At 59.1% G+C, this 16,225-nt stretch carries 14 protein-coding genes; 9 read left to right on the forward strand and 5 right to left on the reverse strand.

Annotation, left to right across the window (positions count from 1 at the left end):
• Window positions 1–94: 94 nt before the first annotated feature.
• From menF to F153LOC_RS01230, 8 genes are all read left to right on the forward strand, one after another.
• Window positions 95–1,390, forward strand: a complete 1,296-nt coding sequence (menF, locus tag F153LOC_RS01195) for an isochorismate synthase MenF (RefSeq protein WP_102104900.1) — start codon at window positions 95–97, stop codon at window positions 1,388–1,390.
• Between the two features lie 88 nt (window positions 1,391–1,478).
• Window positions 1,479–3,149 carry a 2-succinyl-5-enolpyruvyl-6-hydroxy-3-cyclohexene-1-carboxylic-acid synthase gene (gene menD, locus F153LOC_RS01200; protein ID WP_102104899.1) on the forward strand — a complete coding sequence of 557 codons (1,671 nt, stop codon included), beginning with the start codon at window positions 1,479–1,481 and terminating at the stop codon, window positions 3,147–3,149.
• Window positions 3,146–3,922: a 2-succinyl-6-hydroxy-2,4-cyclohexadiene-1-carboxylate synthase gene (gene menH / locus F153LOC_RS01205; protein ID WP_102104898.1), complete on the forward strand. Its 777-nt coding sequence runs from the start codon at window positions 3,146–3,148 to the stop codon at window positions 3,920–3,922. The genes menD and menH overlap by 4 nt, the downstream gene beginning before the upstream one ends.
• Window positions 3,919–4,776, forward strand: a complete 858-nt coding sequence (gene menB / locus F153LOC_RS01210) for a 1,4-dihydroxy-2-naphthoyl-CoA synthase (protein ID WP_100779464.1) — start codon at window positions 3,919–3,921, stop codon at window positions 4,774–4,776. Before menH ends, menB begins: the two co-directional genes overlap by 4 nt.
• Window positions 4,776–5,741, forward strand: a complete 966-nt coding sequence (gene menC, locus F153LOC_RS01215) for an o-succinylbenzoate synthase (protein WP_102104897.1) — start codon at window positions 4,776–4,778, stop codon at window positions 5,739–5,741. Before menB ends, menC begins: the two co-directional genes overlap by 1 nt.
• Window positions 5,738–7,099: an o-succinylbenzoate--CoA ligase gene (gene menE / locus F153LOC_RS01220; protein ID WP_102104896.1), complete on the forward strand. Its 1,362-nt coding sequence runs from the start codon at window positions 5,738–5,740 to the stop codon at window positions 7,097–7,099. Before menC ends, menE begins: the two co-directional genes overlap by 4 nt.
• A 159-nt stretch (window positions 7,100–7,258) precedes the next feature.
• Complete coding sequence (locus F153LOC_RS01225; RefSeq protein WP_100779467.1) at window positions 7,259–7,801, forward strand: YfaZ family outer membrane protein; 543 nt, start codon at window positions 7,259–7,261, stop codon at window positions 7,799–7,801.
• A gap of 93 nt (window positions 7,802–7,894) precedes the next feature.
• A complete protein-coding gene (locus F153LOC_RS01230; protein ID WP_102104895.1) occupies window positions 7,895–9,094 on the forward strand; it encodes a nicotinamide mononucleotide deamidase-related protein YfaY in 1,200 nt (399 codons plus the stop codon).
• 29 nt (window positions 9,095–9,123) lie between these two features.
• On the opposite strand, the gene glpC is transcribed toward F153LOC_RS01230, so the two are convergent.
• The 3 genes from glpC to glpA are packed head-to-tail and all read right to left on the reverse strand — an operon-like array spanning window position 9,124 to window position 13,188.
• A complete protein-coding gene (gene glpC / locus F153LOC_RS01235; protein WP_102104894.1) occupies window positions 9,124–10,314 on the reverse strand; it encodes an anaerobic glycerol-3-phosphate dehydrogenase subunit GlpC in 1,191 nt (396 codons plus the stop codon).
• Window positions 10,311–11,570 carry a glycerol-3-phosphate dehydrogenase subunit GlpB gene (glpB, locus tag F153LOC_RS01240; RefSeq protein WP_102104893.1) on the reverse strand — a complete coding sequence of 420 codons (1,260 nt, stop codon included), beginning with the start codon at window positions 11,568–11,570 and terminating at the stop codon, window positions 10,311–10,313. The genes glpC and glpB overlap by 4 nt, the downstream gene beginning before the upstream one ends.
• Entirely contained in the window at window positions 11,560–13,188 is a 1,629-nt protein-coding gene (gene glpA, locus F153LOC_RS01245; protein WP_102104892.1) for an anaerobic glycerol-3-phosphate dehydrogenase subunit A, read from the reverse strand. The genes glpB and glpA overlap by 11 nt, the downstream gene beginning before the upstream one ends.
• Window positions 13,189–13,444: 256 nt before the next feature.
• On the opposite strand from glpA, the gene glpT reads away from it, so the two are divergent.
• Entirely contained in the window at window positions 13,445–14,797 is a 1,353-nt protein-coding gene (glpT, locus tag F153LOC_RS01250; RefSeq protein ID WP_100779472.1) for a glycerol-3-phosphate transporter, read from the forward strand.
• A 41-nt stretch (window positions 14,798–14,838) separates the two neighbouring features.
• Here the strand turns inward: glpT and yfaE are convergent, their stop codons facing one another.
• A complete protein-coding gene (gene yfaE, locus F153LOC_RS01255) occupies window positions 14,839–15,093 on the reverse strand; it encodes a class I ribonucleotide reductase maintenance protein YfaE (protein WP_015959801.1) in 255 nt (84 codons plus the stop codon).
• Window positions 15,093–16,223, reverse strand: coding sequence for a class Ia ribonucleoside-diphosphate reductase subunit beta (gene nrdB / locus F153LOC_RS01260; protein ID WP_100779473.1), 1,131 nt, complete (start codon window positions 16,221–16,223; stop codon window positions 15,093–15,095). The genes yfaE and nrdB overlap by 1 nt, the downstream gene beginning before the upstream one ends.
• Between the last annotated feature and the right edge of the window lie 2 nt (window positions 16,224–16,225).

Consider the following 16,225-nt stretch of genomic DNA (forward strand, 5'->3'; position numbering starts at 1 on the left):
TTATGCAAAAACGGTGACCCCTCCCTAAACGTGGGTACTGCTTTTTACGGTAAGTACCCCGTATAATGTGAGGTTTTAACAGGGAGAGGTCAGCGTGCATTCGATTTCAATTGCGATTGAACGTCTTGGTCAGTTTCTGGCTCAAGCGTTTCCGCCTACACCCGGCACGCGTCATGTCGACGTCTCTTTCCCGTTAAACGATGCCTTCGATCCCCTGGCCTGGCTGGGTGCTCAGGTGGCCTATCCTCAGTTTTACTGGCAACAGCGTAGTGGTGAGGAAGAGCTGGCCGCCCTCGGCGCGGTGCACCATTTCTCGTCACTCTCGCTCGCCCGCCAGTTTCTCCAGACTCACGAACTTTCCGATGACACCCGCATTTGCGGCCTGAATGCGTTTGCTCCTGAAAAGAGCCACCTGTTTCTGCCGCGCCTGCTCTGGCTGCGTCTTGGGGGCGTGGCGACACTGCGACTGAACCTGTCGAGCGACCATTCGCTTGCGGATGATGCGCAGCAGGCGAGAGCCTTTTTACAGCAGCTCTCACCCGCCAGAACAATTACCCCGCTCGCTCCGCACAAGGTGCGCGAAACGCATCTGCCTGAAAAACCGGAGTGGCTGCGGCTGATTTCGCAGGCCACCGAGACCATTGCCAGCGGTGCATTCGAAAAAGTGGTGCTGGCGCGGGCGACGGATTTGCACTTTGATCGGGGCATCAACGCCATCGCTCTGATGGCAGCCAGCCGTCGGCTGAACTTCAACTGCTACCATTTCTGCATGGTATTCGACGCCCACAGCGCGTTTATGGGCTCCTCGCCGGAGCGCTTGTGGCGTCGACGCGGCAACCACCTACGCACCGAAGCGCTGGCGGGCACCGTGGCCAGCCATCCTGACGATCGCCAGGCTCAGTATCTGGGCGAATGGCTACTGGCCGACGACAAAAACCAGCGTGAAAACATGCTGGTGGTGGAAGACATCTGTCAGCGGCTACAGCACCATACCCAGGCGCTGGAAGTGCTTCCGGCGCAAATCGTTCGTCTGCGCAAGGTGCAGCATTTGCGCCGCTGTATCTGGACCGAGTTAAAACACCCCGATGACGAGCAGTGCCTCCAGCTATTGCAGCCGACGGCCGCTGTCGCCGGTTTGCCGCGCCTGTCAGCGCGCGATTTTATTCAGACATATGAACCGTTCGATCGGGAGTGGTACGCCGGATCGGCCGGATACCTCTCTTTGGCACAAAGCGAGTTTTGCGTGGCGCTTCGCAGCGCGCGCGTCAGTGATTCAGCAGTCAGACTTTACGCCGGGGCAGGGATTGTCAGTGGGTCCGTGCCTGAGGACGAGTGGCAGGAGATAGAAAACAAAGCCGCAGGGCTGAGAACACTGCTCCTTATGGATTAATACTGAGTCGCACATTCCCGATTCATATCAAAATTCAATCACTCTCTATTATTTATACTGTGTCTTAATATTGATACCGGACAATTTCATGTCAGTAAGTTCTTTTAACCGCCGCTGGGCGACGGTCATTCTCGAAGCCCTGACGCGCCATGGCGTCAGGCATGTGTGTATTGCGCCGGGCTCACGTTCAACGCCGCTGACGCTGGCGGCGGCAGAAAACCGGGCGTTTATTCATCACACCCATTTTGATGAACGCGGTCTTGGTCATCTGGCGCTCGGGCTGGCAAAAGTCAGCCAGGCACCCGTGGCGGTGATTGTGACGTCCGGTACGGCGGTGGCAAATCTCTATCCGGCTCTGATTGAAGCCGGGCTGACGGGCGAAAAACTCATTCTCCTCACCGCGGACCGACCGCCTGAACTGATCGACTGCGGCGCCAATCAGGCGATCCGCCAGCCGGGTATCTTTGCTTCTCATCCATCCCAGTCGATCGCGTTACCGCGCCCGACTCAGGACATTCCCGCCAGTTGGCTGGTGTCGACGCTTGATAACGCGCTCGGTTCCCTGCGCAGTGGCGCACTGCATATCAACTGCCCGTTCGCCGAACCGCTGTACGGCGAAATGGACGACACCGGCGTTGAGTGGCAACAAGCTCTCGGCAACTGGTGGCGCAGCGATAAACCCTGGCTGCGCGTACAAACGCATCTTGAAAGCGCCAGACAGCGCGACTGGTTTTTCTGGCGACAAAAGCGCGGCGTCGTTCTCGCCGGGCGCATGAGCGCCGCCGAAGGCAAGATGGTGGCCGAATGGGCGCAAACCCTGGGCTGGCCGCTAATTGGCGATGTGCTTTCGCAAACCGGGCAGCCGCTGCCGTGCGCCGATCTCTGGCTGGGAAATGCCAAAGCGGTAACGGAACTGTCGCAGGCACAAATCGTGGTTCAGCTCGGGTCAAGCCTCACGGGTAAACGCCTGTTACAGTGGCAGGCCACCTGCGATCCGGAAGAGTACTGGCTGGTGGACCCGCTGGAAGGACGGCTGGATCCAGCGCACCATCGCGGGCGTCGTCTGGTCAGCACCATCGACGAATGGCTGGATGCGCATCCGGCGGAAAAACGTCAGCCATGGGCGACGGATATCCCGGCCTTGTCGCGTCAGGCCTGGGAGTTAACCTCCCGCCAGTGCGAAGGCTTTGGCGAGGCTGAGCTGGCGCACCGCATCCGCCACTATCTGCCGGAGCAGGGCCAGCTGTTTGTCGGCAACAGCCTGGTGGTGCGTCTGATTGATGCCCTGTCAAAACTGCCGGCCGGGTATCCGGTCTACAGCAACCGTGGCGCCAGCGGGATTGACGGTTTGATCTCTACGGCGGCGGGCGTGCAGCGCGCCAGCGCGAAATCGACCCTGGCGATTGTCGGGGATTTATCGGCGCTGTATGACCTGAACGCGCTGGCACTGCTGCGCCAGGTCTCTGCGCCGTTTGTGCTGATTGTGGTGAACAATAACGGCGGGCAGATTTTCTCCCTGCTGCCGACGCCGCAAAGCGAGCGCGAGCGTTTCTATCTGATGCCGCAAAACGTACAGTTTGAACACGCCGCGGCGATGTTTAGCCTCAAATACCATCGTCCGGAGAGCTGGGCCGATCTCGACGACGCGCTCAGTCGCGCCTGGCGGCAGCCGGGCACCACGCTGATTGAGCTGGTGGTCAACGATTCCGACGGCGCGCAGACGCTGCAAAGCCTGCTCGCCCAGGTGAGCCATCTATGATTCTGGCCGGTCAAAGGCGTGCCGGTAAGCCAGGGTTGCCCTGGCTGGTCTTCCTGCACGGTTTTTCCGGCGACTGTCGCGAATGGCAGACGGTGGGCGCTAAGCTGCCCGATCATCCGCAGCTGTATCTGGATCTCCCAGGGCACGGCGGTTCACAGGATATTGCCGTCTCTGGGTTCAGCGACGTGAGCCAGCTGCTGACCAATACTCTACTTAGTTACAACATACTTAACTACTGGCTGGTGGGGTACTCCCTCGGCGGCCGCGTTGCGATGGTTCATGCCTGTCAGCAGCCGAAAGGGCTGGCGGGGCTGATTGTCGAGGGCGGTCATCCGGGCCTGTGCGACGCGAAAGCGCGAGAGGCGCGAGCCGAATCTGACCGCCGCTGGGCGCAACGTTTTCGCGATGAACCACTGCTGTCAGTTTTTCGTGCCTGGTATCAACAGCCAGTTTTTGCCTCGCTGACTGACGCGCAGCGTGACGAACTCATCACCCTGCGCAGCCAAAATAACGGCGCGACGCTTGCCTCCATGCTGCAGGCCACATCCCTGGCGAACCAACCTGATTTACGCGCGGCGCTGAACGCCCGCACAACGCCTTTTCACTATGTGTATGGCGAGCGCGACGAGAAGTTTGCAGCCCTCGCGGCTGAACTTAACGCCGAACGCCATGTGATTCCCAATGCCGGACACAACGCCCACCGGGACAATTCCGCTGCGGTTGCCGCGAGTCTGGCGCAGATACTGCGTTTTCGAATAAAGGACATCCCATGATCTACCCTGATGAACAAATGCTGTATGCCCCCGTTGAATGGCAAGACTGCTCCGAAGGCTATACGGATATTCGTTACCACAAATCGACGGACGGCATTGCCAAAATCACCATCAACCGCCCTCAGGTGCGTAACGCGTTTCGTCCCCTGACCGTGAAAGAGATGATGCAGGCGCTGGCCGATGCACGTTACGACGATAACGTCGGCGTCATCGTTCTGACCGGCGAAGGCGACAAAGCTTTCTGCGCGGGCGGCGATCAGAAAGTACGCGGCGACTACGGCGGATATCAGGATGACTCCGGCGTACATCACCTGAATGTGCTCGACTTCCAGCGCCAGATCCGCACCTGTCCAAAACCTGTCGTGGCGATGGTTGCTGGCTACTCCATCGGTGGCGGCCACGTGTTGCACATGATGTGTGATCTGACGATTGCCGCAGAGAACGCCATTTTCGGCCAGACCGGTCCGAAAGTCGGCTCATTCGACGGCGGCTGGGGCGCGTCCTATATGGCGCGCATTGTCGGTCAGAAAAAAGCGCGTGAAATCTGGTTCCTGTGCCGTCAGTACGACGCCAAAGAGGCGCTGGATATGGGCCTCGTCAACACGGTGGTGCCGATTGCCGATCTGGAAAAAGAGACCGTTCGCTGGTGTCGCGAAATGCTGCAAAACAGCCCAATGGCGCTGCGCTGCCTGAAAGCAGCGCTGAACGCCGACTGTGACGGTCAGGCCGGTCTGCAGGAGCTGGCGGGTAACGCCACTATGTTGTTCTACATGACCGAAGAAGGGCAGGAAGGCCGCAACGCGTTTAACGAAAAACGCCAGCCGGACTTCAGCAAATACAAACGGAATCCGTAATGCGTCGCGCGCAGGTTTACCGCTGGCAGATACCCATGGACGCGGGCGTGGTGCTGCGTGAACGGCGGTTAAAAACCCGTGACGGTCTCTTCGTCCATCTGCAGCAGGGCGAAAAGCAGGGCTGGGGCGAAATCTCGCCGCTGCCGGGCTTTAGCCTTGAATCGCTTGACGACGCCCAGGCCGCGCTGCTGAGTTGGGTGAATGCCTGGCGAGAAGGGGCTTCTCCGGCACTGCCGGAGGTGCCTTCTGCCGCCTTCGGTATTAGCTGCGCGCTGGCCGAGCTGGACGGCACGCTGCCGGACGCGGCGGATTACCGCGCCGCGCCGCTCTGCTCGGGCGATCCGGACGAACTGTTTGCCGCCCTTAGCGCTATGCCCGGCGAGAAAGTCGCCAAGGTCAAAGTGGGCCTGTACGAAGCGGTACGCGATGGCATGGTGGTCAATTTGCTGCTCGAAGCGATTCCGGATTTGCGTCTGCGTCTGGATGCAAACCGCGCGTGGACGCCGCTCAAGGCGCAGCAGTTCGCGAAGTACGTCAATCCGGCGTATCGCGATCGCATCGCATTTATGGAAGAGCCGTGCAAAACCCGCGACGACTCGCGCGCCTTTGCGCAGGAGACGGGAATTGCCATTGCCTGGGATGAAAGCCTGCGTGAAGCGGATTTCCAGTTTCTCGCTGAGCCGGGCGTGAGTGCGGTGGTGATCAAGCCGACGCTGACGGGCAGCCTGGAGAAGGTGCGCAAGCAGGTGGCTGCGGCCCACGCTCTCGGCCTGACGGCGGTGATAAGTTCTTCCATTGAGTCGAGCCTTGGCCTGACGCAACTGGCGCGGATTGCCGCGTGGCTCACCCCGCAGACCATTCCGGGGCTGGACACGCTCAATCTGATGCAGGCCCAGCTGGTGCGTCGCTGGCCGGAGAATACGCTCCCGCTGGTGGACGTTGAGGCGCTGGAGCCACTGCTATGAGCTTTACCGACTGGCCGTGGCGGCACTGGTGTCAGCAAAAAGCCGACAAACCCGCGCTGCGCCTCAACAGCGACACGCTGACCTGGCACCAGCTGTGCCAGCGCGTTGATGCGCTGGCAAGCGGCTTCCGTCAGCAGGGCGTGCAGGATGGTGACGGGGTGATGCTGATGGCGCAAAACCATCCCAACACTTTGCTGGCCTGGCTGGCATTACTGCAATGTGGCGCGCGGATTTTACCCGTCAACCCGCAGCTTCCACGTCCGCTGCTGAATGTATTAATCCCCCAGATGACGTTGCGTTTTGCGCTGGTGCTGGACGGCGAGTTCGACGGATTGCCAACGGTGTTGATGCGCGAATCAGCAGGTCACTACGCCGCCCCCTGGCAACCTGCGCGGCTGGCATCCATGACGCTCACCTCCGGTTCGACCGGTCTGCCAAAAGCGGCGGTACATACCTGCGACGCGCATCTTGCCAGCGCGCAGGGCGTGCTCTCTCTGATGCTTTATGGCGACGATGATGACTGGCTGCTTTCCCTCCCTCTTTTTCATGTCTCCGGACAGGGAATTTTGTGGCGCTGGCTGCTGGCCGGCGCGCGATTAACCGTGCGTGAAAAACAGCCCCTGGAGCAGATGCTGGAGGGCTGCACGCATGCCTCGCTGGTGCCGACGCAGCTCTGGCGTTTGCTGAATCACCCTGATCCTGTCGCTCTTAGGGCTGTCCTGCTGGGCGGCGCGGCGATCCCCGTTGAGTTAACCCTTCGGGCGCAAGAGCAGGGGATCAAAACCTGGTGCGGATACGGGCTGACGGAATTCGCCTCGACAGTTTGTGCCAAAGAAGCCGACGGGCAACCGGATGTCGGGAGTGTGCTACCGGGGCGCGAGGTCAAGATTGTTGAAGGTGAGGTCTGGCTCCGGGCCAAAAGTATGGCCAGCGGCTACTGGCGCGACGGCGGATTAACGCCACTTGCCAATGCGCAAGGCTGGTTCGCTACCCGCGATCGCGGAGAGTTACATGACGGCCGTCTGACCCTTGTCGGGCGCATGGATAATCTCTTTTTCAGCGGCGGAGAAGGCATTCAGCCGGAAGAGCTGGAGCGCGTCATTAGCGGGCATCCGCTGATTCATCAGGTTTTCATCGTGCCGCTGGACGACGCCGAATTTGGTCAGCGACCGGTGGCGGTGGTCGAATGCGCAGAAAACGCGGATATCACGACCTTCCCGGAGTGGGTGGGCGATAAGCTGGCGCGTTTCCAGCAGCCGCGACATTGGCTGGTTTTGCCCGCTGAGCTGAAAAGCGGCGGGATCAAAATCTCCCGTCGGGCGCTGCAGCATTGGGTGAACGCTTTTCTGAAAGGCTAGCGTTTTCAGGCAGCTGCTGCGGCTGGCTAACGCCAGAAAGTTTCAAATCGTTACAATCTAAACGTCATACGCACCGATAGCGCATTGATCCCTGGATTTATCGGGTTAAAATCGCGCGGTTTTGGGATATCTATTTTAAATGAGTGCGGGATCACGACAATGAAAAAAGTGGCATTACTGGGCCTGAGCGGCCTGATGTTTGTATCTGCGGCGGCAAATGCAATCTCTTTTAGCGGCCAGGCGGGTAAGGATTACACCCACCTCGGTTTTGGCATGGGCACAGAGACGTCTGGCCTGGCGATGACCGGCGGCTGGACTCACAACGATGACGACGGCGATGCCGCGAGCCTCGGTCTAGGTCTGAACATCCCGCTGGGTCCATTCCTGGCGACCGTTGGCGGGAAAGGTATCTACACTAATCCGAACGACGGGGACGAAGGCTACGCAGCAGCAGTGGGCGGCGGTTTGCAGTGGAAAATCGGCGACAGCTTCGGTCTGTTTGGTGAGTACTACTACTCTCCGGATTCCCTCTCCAGCGGTATCGACAGCTATGAAGAAGCCAACGCCGGTGCGCGCTGGACCATCATGCGTCCGATCACCATCGAAGCCGGTTATCGCTACCTGAATCTCGCCGGTAAAGACGGCAACCGCGACAACGCGCTGGCCGATGGCCCGTACGTGGGCGTGAGCGCAGGATTCTGATTTTAGGGTGCGGCGTTCTGCCGCACCTGTTTCTCTCTTCCCCCCACATCTGATTGCGCTATAGTGTTTCCACTAAATAAGTGGGAGAACACGATGATAAGCGTGGAAATGTTGTCCACTGGCGACGAAGTGCTGCATGGACAAATTACCGATACCAATGCGGCCTGGCTGGCCAATTTTTTCTTTGAGCAGGGTTTACCGTTAACGCGCCGTAATACCGTCGGCGATAGCCTCGAGTCGCTGGTCAACGTGCTACGTGAGCGCAGCGAACATGCGGATGTCCTGATCGTCAACGGTGGCCTCGGGCCAACCAGCGACGACCTCAGCGCCCTGGCAGCGGCGACGGCCAAAGGCGAAGGGCTGGTGCTGCATAAAGAGTGGCTGGTGCAGATGGAGCGCTTCTTCAGCGAGCGTGGCCGGGTGATGACGCCCAGCAACCGCAAGCAGGCGGAAATCCCCGCCAGCGCCGAGTTTATTAATAATCCAGTCGGCACGGCCTGTGGTTTTGCGGTCAAGCTGAACCGCTGCCTGATGTTCTTTACCCCCGGCGTTCCCTCTGAATTTAAAGTGATGGTCGAGCAGGAAATTATGCCGCGCCTGCGCGAGCGGTTCACACTGCCGGAGCCGCCGATTTGCCTGCGCCTTACCACCTTTGGCCGTTCGGAAAGCGATCTGGCGCAAAGCCTCGATCCCCTTGAGCTGCCTGAAGGGGTATCGATGGGCTACCGCTCCTCAATGCCCATTATCGAGCTGAAACTGACCGGCCCGGCGACGCAAAAAGCGGCGATGCTGGCGGCATGGCCTGAGGTGCAGCGCGTAGCGGGTGAAAATCTGATCTTTGAAGGCACGGAAGGATTACCGGCGCAAATCGCCCGTCATCTTCAGGAGCGTCAATTGAGCCTGACCCTGAGCGAGCAGTTCACCGGCGGTTTGTTGGCGCTGCAACTCTCGCGGGCTAACGCCTCGCTGCTGGCGAGCGAAGTGGTGCCTTCGCAGGAAGAGACGCTCGCGCAAACCGCCCACTGGACGGCCGATCGACGGGTCAACCATTTCGCCGGGCTGGCGCTGGCGGTGACTGGTCTTGAAGATGAGCATCTCAACTTTGCCCTCGCCACACCGCAGGGCACTCACGCTCTGCGCGTGAAAATGAGTGCCACGCGTTACAGCCTGCAGGTGCGTCAGGAGGTGTGCGCGATGATGGCGTTGAATATGCTGCGCCGCTGGCTGAATGGCAAAGAGGTCGCCAGCGATCATGGCTGGATAGAGGTGGTGGAAACGCTGTTTATCGAGTGAAAAAACCGGGGCAAAACGCCCCGGTCTGCTTAGCTGAGCGCTTTCGCCAGCAGGGAGATTGGATGTTCACAGCGCAGGCTCGTGGACATCTCGATCTGCCATTTACAGGTTTCGCAGTCGGTCACCACCAGGTCTGCGCCGCTCTCTTCGATCTGGCGGAACAGCGGCGCACCAATGGCCTGCGATGTCGGGTAGTTTTCGCTTTTAAAGCCGTAGGTCCCTGCAATCCCGCAGCAGCGCGAATCCAGCACCGTCAGTTCCAGCCCCGGAATCAGCCTGAGTAGCTCCAGCGTATAAATCGCCCAGCCCATTTTTTCCATATGACAGGGTGTGTGATACACCACTTTCAGCGGTAATTTCTTCAACGGCAGCGTCTGCCCGCTATCCAGTTTGCGCCAGATAAAACGGGTGGCCAGCTCGATGTGCTCGCGCAAACCGCTGTTATCGACGTCCAGCAGATGCGGATACTCATCCCGCAGCGTAAAGGTGCAGGTGGATGACGTGGCGAGGACCGGGATCCCTTTGTCGACAATCGCTTCGCGCAGGGAGGTCACGTTGTGCCGGGCCTGTTTACGCGCTCGTTCAGTAAAGCCGTTGGCAATTAGCGGCACGCCGCAGCACTTCTCTTTATTCAGCAACTGCACGCCTGTGCCCATTGCATTCAACACGCTGACCAGATCTTTGCCCAGCTGCGGGTGGTTATAGTTCACGTAACAGCCGTGGAAGAACGCGGCCTGGTCGGTGTACTGCGCCTGTCTCTCGGCAACGCTTTTATACCAGCGGCGGAAAGTCCCGTGGGAGTATTTGGGCAGAGTGCGGTGATGATCGATTTTGAGCGCCACGTCGAGAAGCTTTCGCACCGGTTTCAGCGAGGTCGCCGCATTCACCAGCGGGGCGAACGGCGTGGAGACGCTGCCCATCAGATCCGTATGGCTTAAAATGGCATCACGAAGGGTCGGTTTTTGCGTGCTGTACTGCGCCCGCGCGCGCTGGATAATATCCCCGATTTTGACATCAGAGGGGCAGGCGACTTCACAGCGTTTGCAGTTGATGCAGTATTTCAGCGCGTCGTCGTACAGTGCGCCATCTTTCAGGCGCAGACGCTCGCCGTCCGGCCCGGCCTGTTTCGGCCCCGGGTAGCGCGGATTCACGCTACTCACCGGGCAAACGGTGGTGCAGACGGTGCATTTGATGCAGCTTTCAAAACGGGTATCGTTCATGGTTGTTCTCCCGCTCGCTGGCAAATCTGTTCGGCAACGGCCAGCGCCGTGATGGCGCAGACACCGCCGCCGCAGCCCTGGGCTATCGGGTCAAAACCGCCCAGCACCGAGCCAATGGCGTAAAGATTGTCGATCGCCACGCCGGAAAGCTGCGGGCGCAGATGCTCATCGGTGATGACACCAAACTGCTGCCACGGCTGGGGTGTGAAGAAATCGCTCTGATACCAGTCGGCGCGGGAGGCGCTCTGGCGCACGTCCAGCCCCATCACCGCCTCGCGGATCCCTTCGCGGGTGCTGATTAATCCGTTACTGAAGAAACTGCCGCTCGCCAGCACCACAAAACGGGCACGCAGCGGAATATCCTCATGGTTTCGCGTCCAGACGGCGTGGGCGTTACCCGCTTCAAGCGACACTTTTTTGACTTCATCCCCCGCCATCCAGACGCCGCCCTGAGCAATAAACTGCCGCTGAAGCTGATTGTGCAGACGAATTCCTGGCACAGATGGCGGCAGCGTCGGCAGCAGCCAGAGCGGGCAGGGGAGGCGATCGCTGAGCCAGCGCCACAAACGATTATCTGTCAGGCCAAAACAGGCCGGCATGTACAGGGCATCGACGCCCTGCGCCAGAGGATGTAAGGCGTCAAAAATCATCGGCCAGTGAACGTCGTTGTCCAGCAGCCGGGCAATATTCACGGCGCGAAACTCGCTGGCGTTATCCCGCAGCACATCCAGCTCCGGTAACTCGATCTCCGCCGTGTCCGCGTGAATCCCCTGGTGTCGAAGTGACGCAGCGGCAAGATGGGCCTGAAAATCGAGAAATCCGCTGATGCCAATGACGCAGACGCGCTGGTTCTGGTTGGGGGCGACCGGCACCTCTTCCGGACTGAGCCAGGCGCTGCGCTGGGTGCCGAGCGGAGTGACTCGCGCGTGATTTTGCCCGGCATTGCCCTTTAAGCGCGCGCCGCTGGCGGCGAGGAGGCTTTCGGTTTCTCGCGCGAAGCGGGCAATATTTTCAACCCCCACCCGGCGGTAAGGGTGTTCAGGCGGCAACGCCGCCGGGTTTTGCACCGCCGTGAGCGGATTCTGGACGGGCGAACCGTCGGCCATCGCGCCGAGCAGGTCCAGGGAGCCGGACGAAAAATGCAGCGCGCTTTGACCGCGACTGATAATGGCGCAGCGCTGGCCGCTTTGCGTCAGCTTCAGGCCGCACAGCAGCCCGGCGAGACCGCCACCAATAATCACCGTATCAAATTTCATCGTGCTGCTCCTTTTCCAGTCCGCACAGCCCCTGGTAGACCCAGCGGGTAAATTCGCTTTCGCGCAGCGCGTCGCCCCAGGCGACAGGCTGCACCCCTTTCCAGCGCTCATTGAGGAACTCGCTGAGCTGCGTCAGTGATTGCGCGGAGGTGGTGACATTGAAACGCTGTAACAGGCCCGCCGCGCGGCAGGCGCACAGCTCGCCCTGACAGGTGCCCATCCCGACGCGGATACGGCGACGTAAATCGAGCAGGTTGTTAACCGCCAGAGTTTCCACCGCATACTGCACTTCGCCCGCAGTGACGGCTTCGCATTCGCACACCAGGCTGCGGCTGCGGCGGCCCTGGCCCAGCCAGGCGGGCGTGCGATCGCCGTGGCGGTAGATGGCCGATCCGCGCAGCGGCGCGGGCAGGGAGATGATTTTTTGCAGCGTTTTTTCGGTTGGCTCCTGCGAGCCTGGCAGCGGGCGCTCAGCAGTGGTGCAGGGCTGCGTATTGCCGAGTTTGCGGCATACGGCGTCGGTCGCCCACTGCGCCATCAGCCGGTAGGTCATCAGTTTGCCGCCGGTGATGGTAATGAAACCTTCCAGCCCGTCGCGCGCGGCGTGATCGAGCAACACAATGCCACGGCTGACGTTGCGCCCGCTCGGATCGTCGTCGCTGGCGACCAGCGGGCGTACCCCGGCATAGGCGCGCAGAATGCGGGTTTGCGCCATGACAGGCGCCAGTTTTTCCCCTTCACGCAGCAGGATATCCACCTCTTCGGCGGTCACCCGATTACAGTCGATATCGTTGTAATCAATGTGCGTGGAGGTGGTACCAATCAGGGAGATGGTATCGCCCGGCACCAGGATGTCGGCGTCGGACGGTTTGCGGCAACGGTTGATGACGTGATTGTTGATACGGTGATCGAGGATCAGCAGCGAGCCTTTCGCCGGGAACATGCGAACGGACAGCTCTGCATACTCCGCAATGTGCTGACCCCAGATCCCGGCAGCATTGACCACCACCCCTGCGTACAGCTCGCTGTGTTCCCCGTACAGGCGATCATAGACACGCACGCCCCGCACGCTGTCGCCTTCACGGATAAGCCCTGTAACTTCATGCGCGGTCAGAATGGTCGCGCCGTGTTCGCGGGCATCGAGCATATTGGCCGCCGTCAGGCGGAAGGGGTCCACGGTGCCGTCGGGCACTTTCACTGCGCCCAGCAGGGCCGGGTTTACCGCCGGTTCGATGCGGCGGGCAAGCAGAGGATCTATCGCTTCGGCATTGATACCCGCGTTAGTGCAGGCGGTAATAAAGGTTTTCTGAAACGCCAGATCGTCCTCTGGCAGCGTGATAAACAGGCCGTCTGTGGGTTCAATGCAGTGGCGGGCGATGCGTTTGAGGATCTGGTTTTCGGCGATGCACTCGCGCGCGGATTCGTTGTCGGTCACGGCGTAGCGCGCGCCGCTGTGCAGTAAGCCGTGATTGCGCCCGGTGGCGCCGGTGGCGATATCGTGACGTTCGAGCAGCGTAACGCTTAAGCCTCGCAGGGCGCAGTCCCGCGCCATCCCGGCGCCCGTTGCGCCGCCGCCAATGATAATCACATCGCTATAACGGGGATCGCGGATTGCCATTGTCTTCCCTCATGTTCGTTTTTTACCATTTAGCCACATCAAAAATGTGGTTTGTTTGATTTCGAACACAAACGAGCGCAATTCGAAAATGAAACGTGATGCCGTGCGCCTTTTTGCGCACTGTGTCATATTTCCGTAACAATTCGTGCGTTGATTCACAGTAACAATCGTCGTGATTATTTAACATCCCCAACCTCTCTGGAGCTGGGGTGCAGTAAAAGCCCTGGCAATTTACAATATGGCCACGGAGGCTGTTATGCTCAGTATCTTCAAACCTGCTCCGCATCGGGCACGTCTGCCAGAGGCAGAAGTTGACCCGCTTTATCGCCGCCTGCGCTGGCAAATCTTCCTCGGAATTTTCTTCGGCTATGCCGCTTACTATCTGGTGCGCAAAAACTTCGCCCTGGCGATGCCGTATCTGGTTGAACAGGGGTTTTCGCGCGGTGACTTAGGTTTCGCACTCTCCGGCATTTCAATTGCCTACGGTTTTTCGAAATTCATCATGGGGTCGGTCTCGGACCGCTCGAATCCGCGCGTCTTCTTACCGGCGGGCCTGATTCTGGCTGCGGCGGTAATGCTGTTTATGGGCTTTGTGCCCTGGGCGACCTCCAGCATCGCAGTGATGTTTGTGCTGCTGTTTATCTGCGGCTGGTTCCAGGGAATGGGGTGGCCACCGTGCGGACGTACCATGGTCCACTGGTGGTCGCAGAAAGAGCGCGGCGGGATTGTGTCGGTGTGGAACTGCGCCCATAACGTCGGCGGCGGTATTCCGCCACTGCTGTTCCTGTTAGGGATGGCGTGGTTTAACGACTGGAAAGCGGCGCTGTACATGCCTGCATTTGGCGCGATTCTGGTGGCGATGATTGCTTTTGCGCTGATGCGCGATACCCCGCAATCCTGCGGCCTGCCGCCAATTGAAGAGTATAAAAACGACTATCCGGACGACTACAGCGAGCAGCACGAAGAGGAGCTGACGGCGAAGCAAATCTTCATGAAATACGTCCTGCCGAACAAACTGCTGTGGTACATCGCGGTGGCGAACGTGTTTGTCTATCTGCTGCGATACGGCATCCTTGACTGGTCGCCAACCTATCTGAAAGAGGTGAAGCACTTCGCGCTGGATAAGTCATCCTGGGCCTATTTCTTATATGAATACGCCGGGATCCCGGGCACGCTGATTTGCGGCTGGATGTCGGATAAAGTGTTCAAAGGCAACCGCGGTGCAACGGGCGTGTTCTTTATGACACTGGTGACTATCGCCACGATCGTGTACTGGCTCAACCCTCCGGGAAATCCGGGCGTGGATATGGCCTGTATGATCGTGATTGGCTTCCTGATTTATGGCCCGGTAATGCTAATCGGCCTGCATGCCCTTGAACTGGCGCCGAAGAAAGCAGCAGGGACCGCCGCAGGCTTTACCGGTCTGTTTGGTTATCTCGGCGGATCGGTTGCCGCCAGCGCTATCGTCGGTTACACGGTCGATTTCTTCGGCTGGGACGGTGGCTTCATGGTGATGATTGGCGGCAGCATAATGGCAGTATTGCTGCTGATTGTGGTGATGTTCGGTGAAAAACGTCATCACGCGGAGATGATGCAGAAACGCGGATAAAAAAAATGCCCGCGAAAGCGGGCATTTAGTGCGTGCAGGCATTACATCTCGATTTCGATATCGCCTTTTGCCCGGCAACAGCAGGGCAAAATTTCCCCTTCATTGATGAACGCCAGCGGCTCGGTGAGCCAGTCGACCTGGCCTGCCACTAAACGGCAGCGGCAGGAGCCGCAGTAACCGGCGCGACACTGGTATTCGACTTCCACCTGATGCGACTCAAGCGCGACCAGCAGAGAAGGGTGCTCTTCGCGGCACAGAACTTCTGTGCCGGAAAGGCTTAGCGTGACGCGGCTCATCAGAGCTGGAAATCGCTCAGGTCGTCAGTATTGACTTCGGAATCAATCTGACCGACCAGGTAAGAACTCACTTCCACTTCCTGCGGCGCAACCTGCACGTTGTCGGACACCAGCCAGGTGTTGATCCATGGAATCGGGTTAGAGCGCGTTTTAAACGGCAGCTCAAGGCCCACCGCCTGCATGCGGATGTTGGTGATATACTCCACGTACTGACACAGAATATCTTTGTTCAGACCGATCATGGAGCCGTCGCGGAACAGGTAATCTGCCCACTCTTTTTCCTGCTGAGCGGCCAGCACAAACAGGTCATAGCACTCCTGTTTGCACTCTTCGGCAATCTCTGCCATTTCCGGATCGTCCACGCCGCTGCGCAGCAGATTCAGCATGTGCTGAGTGCCGGTCAGATGCAGGGCTTCGTCGCGAGCGATCAGACGGATAATTTTCGCGTTACCTTCCATCAGCTTGCGCTCTGCGAAGGCGAATGAGCAGGCAAAGCTGACATAGAAGCGAATCGCTTCCAGCGCGTTGACGCTCATCAGGCACAGGTACAGCTGTTTTTTCAGGGCGCGCAGATTCACGGTCACGGTTTTACCGTTAACGTTGTGGGTGCCTTCGCCCAGCAGATGCCAGTAGCTGGTCATTTCGATCAGCTCGTCGTAGTAGTGGGCGATGCCCTCTGCACGTTTCTGGATCTGCTCGTTGGTAACGATATCGTCAAACACCACCGCCGGATCGTTCACGATGTTACGGATGATGTGGGTGTAGGAGCGCGAGTGGATCGTCTCGGAGAACGCCCAGGTTTCAACCCAGGTTTCCAGCTCAGGAATAGAGATCAGCGGCAGCAACGCCACGTTCGGGCTACGACCCTGAATGGAATCCAGCAGCGTCTGGTACTTCAGGTTGCTGAGGAAAATGTGTTTTTCATGGTCAGGCAGTGCCTGAAAGTCGATACGATCGCGTGAAACATCCACTTCTTCCGGACGCCAGAAGAAGGAGAGTTGCTTTTCGATCAGCTTTTCGAAGATGTCATATTTTTGCTGATCGTAGCGTGCCACGTTGACCGATTGCCCGAAGAACATGGGCTCTTTGAGCTGGTCGTTTTTCGTCTGTGAAAAGGTGGTATATGCCATTG

It is taken from the genome of Lelliottia sp. F153 (assembly GCF_002870005.1).
GTDB classification, from domain to species: domain Bacteria; phylum Pseudomonadota; class Gammaproteobacteria; order Enterobacterales; family Enterobacteriaceae; genus Enterobacter; species Enterobacter nimipressuralis.